This window comes from Rhodococcus sp. APC 3903 (genome assembly GCF_030407755.1).
In the GTDB taxonomy this organism is placed as follows: Bacteria; Actinomycetota; Actinomycetes; order Mycobacteriales; family Mycobacteriaceae; genus Rhodococcus_F; species Rhodococcus_F erythropolis.
This window is the reverse complement of sequence record NZ_JASDCV010000035.1, coordinates 25,512-33,448: the sequence shown is the minus strand read 5'-3', so window position 1 is coordinate 33,448 and position 7,937 is coordinate 25,512. Positions and strand designations below refer to the sequence as shown.

The window sequence follows — 7,937 nt, the reverse complement described above, 5'->3', positions numbered from 1 at the left end:
CCCTGTTTTTGCCCGCCCCCCTTTGTGAGCGAACGGCACGTTCAGTCGATCTAAGGCGCCGAAAGTACCGTTCGCTCGAAAAGGGGTGGGTACAAGAGCGGGCAAACCCGTCACCGACGGCGGCGGTAGCGGTACCGCGCACACCCGGCCATGATGGGAGAAGACAACCATTCCTCTCGTCAGGAGCGTGGCATGACTCGTCCGGTACGCATCGGTGTTCAACTCCAACCCCAGCACGCACCCGATTACGGGTTGATACGCGACGCCGTCTTGCGGTCCGAGGACGCCGGGGTGGACATCGTCTTCAACTGGGACCACTTCTACCCGTTGACCGGCGATCCCGACGGCGCCCACTTCGAATGCTGGACCATGCTCGGCGCCTGGGCCGAGCAGACCGAACGCGTCGAAATCGGCGCCCTGGTCACCGGTGGTGGCTACCGCAATCCGGATCTGCTCGCCGACATGGCGCGAACCGTCGACCACATCAGCGGTGGGCGCCTGATCCTCGGCATCGGTGCCGGCTGGTTCGAGAAGGACTACGACCAGTTCGGATACGACTTCGGCACTCCCGGTTCACGGCTGAAACTGCTGGGCGAATACCTCCCCCGCATCACGGGCCGCCTGGCGAAGGGCAACCCGCCGCCGACGCGCAACATCCCGGTCCTCATCGGGGGTGGCGGCGAAAAGAAGACCCTGCGCCTGGTCGCCGAGTACGCCGACGTCTGGCACAGCTTCGGTGACTGCGAGACACACCTGCGCAAGTCAGGCATCCTCTCCGACCATTGCGCCGACGTAGGCCGGAACCCGCTGGAAGTAGAGCACTCGGTTCCGTGGCCTGGGCTCGAGAATGCTGCTGACCTGGTCGCCGACGGTGTCTCGCTCTTCACCGTCGGCGTCAGCGGACCGGACTACGACCTCACGACGCTTGCCGAGGCCATCGCTTGGCGCGACGACAACACACCGCCTGCGTTGAGCGGGCTGGCCTGAGCGGTACCAAGGACTTCGTCGTTATCGGCGCCGAGAACGGGCGGCGCCGACGTCAGACGTGGCCTCTGGCCGGAGAAGTTGACCGGAAAGGCCACTTGCTTCAACGGTCCGAGCGTCGGATGGTCGACGGTTCCGACCATTCCGAGCGCGGCGGTCTGGGGATCGGAGTAGATCTCGTCGAGATGGCGGATCGGTGACACCGGCACGGCGCGTTCGGCGAGAAGAGCGCACCAGTGTTCGACGGTTTCCGATGTGAAGGCGCTGGTGAGTTCTCGTTCCAGACTCTCGCGGTTCTCCACCCTGTCGCGGTTGTGGACGAAACGCGGATCGGTGACCAGTTCACTCCTTCCGATGGCCTCGCACAGCGACGCCCACATCGCGTCGTTGCCGACAGCGATGACGAAGTACCCGTCGCTGGCAGGAAATGCTTGATACGGAGCAAGATTCGGATGACCGGAGCCCAACGCAGTCGGGCGCTCACCGGTGGCGAAGTAACTGGTCGCCCAGTTCACGTGCATCGCGAGTTGGCACTCGTACAGCGACGTGGTCACGTACTGTCCGCGCCCGGTCCGGCCTCGCTCGACCAATGCAGCCAGGACACCGATCAGTCCGAAAAGCGCTGCGCCCAAGTCTCCCAACGCAAACCCGGATTTCATCGGAGCACCACCCGGTTCACCGGTGAGCGACATGAGCCCACCCGCGGCCTGCGCGATCATGTCGTACCCCGGTTCGTCGCGCAGCGGTCCTTCTTCACCGAAGGCAGAGATGTGCAGGGTGATCAGATGCGGGTATCGCTCGGACAGCGCCTGGTAGTCGAAGATCTTCTGTAATCCGCTGCCCGGCTTGAAGTTCTCGACGACTACATCGGTCTCTTCGAGCATGCGGTGGATGATCTCCTGTCCTTCGGTGGACTTGAGGTCGATCGTGACCGACTTCTTACCGCGGTTGATCGCGAGATAGTAGGCGGCATCTACCCCGACGAAGGGAGGCCCCCACGAACGCGTGGGGTCGCCGCCTTCAGGGTGTTCGATCTTGGTGACGTCGGCACCGAGATCGGCAAGCGACATGGTTGCGTACGGCCCGGCAAGGATCTTCGACAGATCCAGAACACGGACGCCGGCGAGGGGTGTGGGGCCTGTTGGCGAGTTCACCGATGACCACCTGCTACAGAGAGGAACCCGGCTACGACGTCACGTGCATCATCCAGCTCGACGTCACCGCCGTCGGTGATCACGTCGAGATTGCCGAGCGCAGCCGACGGCACCTTCCCGGCAAGACCGGCCAGGTAGGAATTCGCCACCAGCAGTGACCGGTACCCATTACCGTGTCGGATGCCGTGATCCGCAAGATCGAAAAGCAGGGTCGCCATGACGGCACGAGCCAACTCGTCGGCATACTTTGCGCTGGCGGCCTGGGCGGCATCGTCAGATCCGGAGATCAGACGATCTCCTTCCTCTACCAGTTCCTCCCAGCGCCGCAACAGAACTCCGGACCCGGCTTCGCAATCCGGTCCGACGGTGGACAAGATGTCCGTCATCGCTCCCGCGACCGTGCGGTGCGCGTTGAACTTGCGTAGGCACCGAAGTACGTCCAGCGCAATGACATTGCTCGAGCCCTCCCAGATCGAGCCCAAGTGGGCATCCCGCACTAGTCGCGCGTTGGCCCAATCCTCGATGTAGCCGTTTCCTCCGCGCACCTCCATGGCCTCGCCAGTGACCACCCGCGCGCGTTTGCAGACAAAGTGTTTGGCGATCGGCGTCAGTACCCTGATCAGTGCGCGCGCCTGTTCGTCGCCGCCGTCTGCTGCCTGAAGACACTGTGCGCTGTACGCGACCAGGGCCAGCGAAGCCTCGGCATCGAGTGCAAGGGGAAGAAGCGTCGCCCGCATCAGCGGCTGGTCGAAGAGCTTCTTACCGAACACGACTCGGCTCTTCGAATGTTCGACGGCTTCGCGGACTGCTCGGCGCATGAGAGCGCTCGAACGCATCGCATTGGACAGGCGAGACGTGTTGACCATCTCAGCCATCTGGCGGAATCCTCGATCGAGTTCGCCGACCTGGAGTGCGTGCGCGCGGTTCAGCGTCACCTCGCCGCTCGGCATGGAACGCGTACCCAGCTTGTCCTTGAGACGATCGATCGTGAGGTTGTTGCGCTCGCCGGATCCCAAGGTCTTGGGCACCATGAACATTCCGACTCCACGCGTCGAACCATCCTGTCCGCCCGGGAATCTTGCGAGGGTGATGATCGCATCGGCATCCGGGTTGGAGGCGAACCACTTCTTGCCCGTCAGAACCCATCCGTCACCGTCGCGCTCGGCGCGTGTTTCGGTGCAGGCGATGTCGGTGCCTGCCTGAATCTCGGTCATGAACATCGCACCCGTCTTCGCCTGCTCGGGGTCCGTCGACGTCAACGCGTCGATCCAGGGCGAGAACACGGCCGGATCACCGAACATACGCAGGGTCCGCGCAGCAGCATCTGTCATCGACACCGGACAGGCCAGCCCGAACTCGGCCTGCACGAAGATGTACGACGCGAGGTACTTCGCGAGTGGCGGATGCACGGAGTCCCATCCGTGCAACCCTTTTCGGTGCGACATGGCGGACAGGCCGTACTCGTTGTACGCCGCCCGGCACAGTTCCAGGTAGGCCGGGTGATAGGAAATCCGGTCGACGCGGTCACCGGCCTTGTCGAATTGCTGCAGCACCGGCGGGTTCTTGTCTGCGATGTCGGCAAGCTCGGACAAACGGCCGGCGGCATCTCGGCCCAGTCGGTCGAGCAATCCGTTCAACGTCTCTCGGTCCGCCCCGGCGGTCCATCTGTCCACTACCGCTGCCAGAGCGGGGTCGGTGTGTGCAAAGTTCATCAGTAGTCAACGCCTTTCAGGGTGGAAACATCGGTCATGTTCGAGGAGCTCGTCGACTCCAGCCCTTGCGCGTGCAGCGCACTCCTGCGCAACAGTGCCGTCATACAGACAAGGGAGAGAACGACATACACGAGCCCAAGAGCGACGACCGGCCAGATCGAGTTGGTTCGCGTCAGCAGATACTGGCTGACCATCGGGGCCGTTCCGGCAAATACGGCTGTCGACAATTGGTACGACAGAGAGATGCCGGTATACCGAACATTGGTGGGGAAAACCTGCGCCAGGATGCCGGCCAACGCGGCGTAATACATTGCGTGAGGCGCCGTCGCGAGGACCATACCCAGAATCGCCAAGGGCACGGAGCCCGTCTGAACCAGCACGAACATCAGTGGTAGGAGCACGATCTCCGGAAGCAGCATCCAACGGACCGCTTTCGACGGATCGATCCGCGTGGCCAGCACAGCACCGAAAGGCTGTACGAGCGCCTGGGCTACCAGTGCCACGGTGATCACGAGGAGGAAGTCACTACGCTCGAAGCCGAGATCCGTTGTCGCCCAAGAGAGCGCAAAGGTTGTCTTGACGTACGTGATGGCAACACCGGCAACCACAGCGCCGACGCCGAGAGCAAGTTCGACGGGATGCGAACGCAACACTTCGACCAGCGGCATCCGTGTACGTTCCTGTGCCGCAACAGCCTTCTTCATCTCGGGTGTCTCGGAGATGTGCAGTCGGATGTAGAGAGCGACGATCACCAAAGCTGCGGATCCGAGGAACGGCAGACGCCAACCCCACGACTCGAACACGGAATCCGACATCAACGTCAGGCCGAGGAAGGCCAGCGTCGCGAGCAGGTTGCCGACCGGTGAACCCTGCTGCGCAAACGCACCGTAGAGCACCTTTTTCTTCGGGGGAGCGAACTCGGTGGCGATCAATACGGCGCCACCCCATTCGCCGCCCATGGCAATGCCCTGGAGAACACGCAGTGCCACAAGCAGTATCGGTGCCCAGATCCCGATCTGGGAGTACGTAGGGAGGAGGCCGACACCGACAGTTCCCAACCCCATGAGCGCGAGGGTGATGATCACGGCGTTCTTGCGACCGAACTTGTCTCCGAAATGACCGAACACCACTCCGCCGACCGGACGAGCCACGAATCCCACGGCAAAAGTCGCGAAGGCTGCGAGTGTTCCCACCGCCGGCGACGCATCCGGGAAGAACAGCGGGCCGAGCACCAAGGCGGATGCGGTTCCGTAGATGTAGAAGTCGAACCACTCGATAGTCGTTCCGACAAACGCCGTGATTCCGGCCTTGCGTGCCTGTTTGGTGTTGTATTCAGGCGGATTGGTGTCTTGACCTGGGTGTTGATCCACGGTTCTCCCTGATTCTCGCGTCGGGCATCACCAAGGGATGCAATGTGAGGCGTGAATCACTATCGTCCGAAATCCATGTAGAGTCCAAGACTTAGTTCGACTCATTTATGTGGGAGAACCACATAATGAAACCCGGGAGGAGCGACATGGAATTGCGTCAGCTGCGCGCGTTTCTCGCAGTCGCCGACGAACTTCATTTCGGCCGGGCCGCCGAGCGCCTCCACATCGGGCAGTCCCCGCTCAGCCAGACCATTCGGGCGCTCGAGCGCGAACTCGGCACCGACCTGTTTGTCCGGACCACCAGATCAGTGCAATTGACCGCAGCCGGCGAGGCCTTGGTCACGCCCGCACGAATCATCGAAGCGCAGATCGCCGTCGTACGAGATATCGCATCAGCGGCGTCGACCGGGGAAACAGGCCGTGTCACGGTGGGTTTCGGCGGAACGGGCGGCTACACGGTGCTGTCGGCCCTCACACGATCGCTGGCCGACTCCCATCCGGGAATCGAACTGGACCTACGGCCGCAGATGTACTCGGGTGAGGTGCTCGACGCTCTCCGACGCGGAACACTCGACATGGGCATAGTCGGCCTGCCCATTCCGCGCGGATTCGAGACTCACACTGTGCGCGAGGAAACCTTGATGGTCGCGGTCCCGGCCAGGCATCACCTCAGTACCAGGGACTCGGTGTCACCGGAAGACCTGGCAACCGAGCGATTCGTGATGTATCCCGCCGAGCACGGCTCGGTGGTGCGCGATGCGACGTTGTCCGTCTGCGCCACAGCAGGTTTCACGCCCACCGTCGCGCACGAAGCCCCCGATCCGTACAGCCTGTTGGCCATGGTCGGAGCGGGGGTCGGGATCGCCGTCGTCGTGGAGTCGACGGCGCATCTGTCCATGGACGGGGTCGTGTACCTGCCGATCGCCGGGGCCACGCCCACGCTGAAAATCGCGATGGCATGGCGACCGAACAATCCGACGCCGGCAGTACACACCGTCACCAGGGTACTGAGGGAGCAGCCTTAGGCTCTCGCGAGAATTCCCGCGAAATCTGTTCCCACAGGCAGAGTTCCGTACTCGTGACCACGGTCGGCGCCGAGGCGAGCGGCAATGAACGCATCGGACGAGGCGGCCGGGGAGTGGCGCACCATGAGCGAAGCCTGCAGCGCCAACGCCATTGCCTCGACGACGGTCCGAGCGCGGAGCTGGGCGTCGGCGGGTGCCATCGTGGCGAGCTCACCGAGTTGGCGTCGTACCCGATCGAGGTGATGATCGAGGACCGGGTTGTTGCCGCGAGCGAGGTTGACCTCGTGGTCGAAGGCGGCAACGGAATCGGGTTCACGGGTCATGGCGCGCAGGACATCGAGCGCGATGACGTTCCCCGACCCCTCCCACACGGCCATGACGGGCTGCTCACGGTAGCGACGGGCAAGCGGGAAGTCCTCGGTGTAGCCGTTGCCGCCCAGGCACTCGAGTGCCTCGTAGGAGTGGTGCGGGCCGCGCTTGCAGATCCAGTACTTCGCAACAGCCGTTGCGAGTCGGCGGAACGCCTTTTCCTGCTCGTCCGCGTCCTCGTCCTGCGCGCGAGCCAATCGCAGTGCGGTGATGGTGGCAGCTTCGGATTCGAGAGCCAGATCTGCAAGCACCGAGGTCATCGCCGGCTGATCTGCCAGGACGGCACCGAAAGCGCTGCGGTGCCGTGCATGCCACACCGCTTCGGCGACCGACTGACGCATACCTGCCGTGCTGCCGAGGATGCAGTCGAGTCGCGTCTGGGACACCATTTCGATGATGGTCCGCACGCCACGACCCGGTTCGCCGATCATGGTGCCGACGGTGCCGTCGAGTTCGATCTCGGACGACGCGTTGGACTTGTTGCCCAGCTTGTTCTTCAGACGCTGGATGCGGAAGATGTTGCGTGTGCCGTCGGGCAGGATGCGGGGGAGAAGGAAGCAGGAAAGTCCCTCACCGGCTGCACCTTCGGCCTGAGCAAGAACCAGGAACGCGTCGGACATCGGCGCGGAGCAGAACCACTTGTGTCCGGTGAGCAGGTAGTCCGCACCCGGACCGCCACGTCCGGCCGGCTTGGCGATGGTCGTGTTGGCTCGCACGTCGGAGCCGCCCTGCTTTTCCGTCATCGACATTCCGAATATCGCGGATGCCTTTCCGGGAGCATCCAACTCGGGGGTGTAACTCCGAGAAAGGGCTCGCGGCGTCCAGAGAGCGGCCACGTCCGGTTGCAGCTCGAGCGAGGGGATCACGGCGTGCGTCATGGAGATCGGGCACGCGTGGCCCGGTTCGACCTGGGAGAACAGCATGAATGCCGCGGCCCGAGCCACGTTGGCACCCGGCTTCGGGTCAGCCCAGGCAGAGGTGTGAGCACCGTGCGCAACGGCAGCAGAGATGATCCGGTGATACGACGGATGGTATTCGACCTCGTCGATGCGGTTTCCCCAGCGATCGAAGGTCTTCAATTCGGGGATCACCGTGTTGGCCAGCTCGGCGTCGTGCTGGAATCCAGCACTGCCAACCAGTTCACCAATATCGGTGAGTTCGCTTGTGGCCCAATCGGCGTCGTGGCGCGCGACGCCTTCGACCAGGACCGTATCGAACTGGAACTCGTTGACGTCCGTGCGCGGTACCGACTGGTTGAGCACTGCATGGGTGCGATGCGGAGCCGGGTGGGTGACGGTCTTCTCGGAAATATCAGTCATGACA

Annotated in this window: 6 protein-coding genes; 2 read left to right on the top strand and 4 right to left on the bottom strand. The window is 63.2% G+C overall.

Going from position 1 to position 7,937, the window contains the following annotated elements; all coding sequences use genetic code 11:
- Window positions 1-192: 192 nt before the first annotated feature.
- Window positions 193-987 carry an LLM class F420-dependent oxidoreductase gene (locus QMA15_RS29925; RefSeq protein ID WP_279163311.1) on the top strand — a complete coding sequence of 265 codons (795 nt, stop codon included), beginning with the start codon at window positions 193-195 and terminating at the stop codon, window positions 985-987.
- Here QMA15_RS29925 and QMA15_RS29920 read toward each other — a convergent pair.
- From QMA15_RS29920 to QMA15_RS29910, 3 genes are read right to left on the bottom strand one after another with little or no spacing between them, the layout of a single operon-like run.
- A complete protein-coding gene (locus tag QMA15_RS29920; protein WP_279163310.1) occupies window positions 909-2,138 on the bottom strand; it encodes a CoA transferase in 1,230 nt (409 codons plus the stop codon). The genes QMA15_RS29925 and QMA15_RS29920 overlap by 79 nt on opposite strands.
- Window positions 2,135-3,850, bottom strand: a complete 1,716-nt coding sequence (locus QMA15_RS29915) for an acyl-CoA dehydrogenase family protein (RefSeq protein WP_279163309.1) — start codon at window positions 3,848-3,850, stop codon at window positions 2,135-2,137. Before QMA15_RS29915 ends, QMA15_RS29920 begins: the two co-directional genes overlap by 4 nt.
- Window positions 3,850-5,220 carry an MFS transporter gene (locus tag QMA15_RS29910; RefSeq protein WP_279163308.1) on the bottom strand — a complete coding sequence of 457 codons (1,371 nt, stop codon included), beginning with the start codon at window positions 5,218-5,220 and terminating at the stop codon, window positions 3,850-3,852. Before QMA15_RS29910 ends, QMA15_RS29915 begins: the two co-directional genes overlap by 1 nt.
- Before the next feature lie 146 nt (window positions 5,221-5,366).
- Between QMA15_RS29910 and QMA15_RS29905 the strand changes: the two genes are divergently transcribed.
- Window positions 5,367-6,245, top strand: coding sequence for a LysR family transcriptional regulator (locus QMA15_RS29905; RefSeq protein ID WP_031333904.1), 879 nt, complete (start codon window positions 5,367-5,369; stop codon window positions 6,243-6,245).
- Here QMA15_RS29905 and QMA15_RS29900 read toward each other — a convergent pair.
- On the bottom strand, window positions 6,242-7,933 hold the full coding sequence (locus tag QMA15_RS29900) for an acyl-CoA dehydrogenase family protein (RefSeq protein WP_279163307.1): 1,692 nt from the start codon (window positions 7,931-7,933) through the stop codon (window positions 6,242-6,244). The genes QMA15_RS29905 and QMA15_RS29900 overlap by 4 nt on opposite strands.
- Window positions 7,934-7,937: the final 4 nt, after the last annotated feature.